The organism is Blautia acetica (genome assembly GCF_038739805.1).
Taxonomy (GTDB): domain Bacteria; phylum Bacillota; class Clostridia; order Lachnospirales; family Lachnospiraceae; genus Blautia.
Map to the genome: position 1 here is coordinate 1 of NZ_JBBEWO010000055.1, position 816 is coordinate 816.

Annotated in this window: 1 protein-coding gene; it reads right to left on the reverse strand. The window is 41.1% G+C overall.

What is annotated here, in order from left to right:
- Positions 1–82 precede the first annotated feature (82 nt).
- Positions 83–604, reverse strand: a complete 522-nt coding sequence (locus WBS51_RS15165; protein ID WP_291683786.1) for a hypothetical protein — start codon at positions 602–604, stop codon at positions 83–85.
- Positions 605–816 lie beyond the last annotated feature (212 nt).

Here is an 816-nt window from a genome sequence, read left to right on the forward strand (position 1 = left end):
CTGTTGTTTTTCTTGTTTCATAGATTTCATCTGCCTCCTTTTTCTAAAGGATAAGGGATAAAACCAGACCTGTCGTGTAAGGTTATGTTGGCAGGATAAAAAGTTTATTGGAGGTTGATTTAATCTGCATGAACTGTCTGGAAAAGAGGGAAAAACATCCTGAAATCAGGCTGGGGATATCGGGGAGGTGAAGCCTCATGGAGAGCAGGCGCTGCTTCCAATGTAAGCGGTAGTTCCGGATTATGGATTTCAGGTTGTTTTCATCCACGAGGTATTGTTCTGCCAGTATGTTCCGGAATCCGGTTTCATGTTCATAAGCATGAATCAGACGGACGTGCAGAACCAGAGGGATCTGTGAATAAGGGATCATGGATGAAAGTAACAGTGCATGGGTATGCCCGCATGCCTTGCAGTACACACGAATGACTGAAAGGGAGAGAACCCTGTCAGCAAGCTGGATGCTGCGTCTGTAAGAGCCATAACGGATAAGACAGCCGGAGTGACCGCAGACACATGAAATAAGGTTCAGATCAAGAGAATCTATTGTTTTATTGTAAAAATCCTGAGAAATAAGGTTGTAGTTTTCTGTTTTAATTGTTATCATAGGTATGCATGAATGTAGCGTAAGCTATGTTTGGGTGAAAGCAGAAATCAAACTTTGGTCGGGGAGGTTTCTGCTTTTTTATTTCACGGTTACAAAACCATATGATAACACAAGAGGCCTCAGGATAAAACAATCTGATGGAAAATACGTCAGATTCCTTTATTCCAAGACCTCTTTTATTATGCCTTAAAGATGAAAAATAAGTTTGTTAT

Excerpts from the sequence above, each read along its gene's own strand:
- WBS51_RS15165 (WP_291683786.1), bottom strand. The coding sequence starts at position 604 with ATGATAACAATTAAAACAGAAAACTACAACCTTATTTCTCAGGATTTT.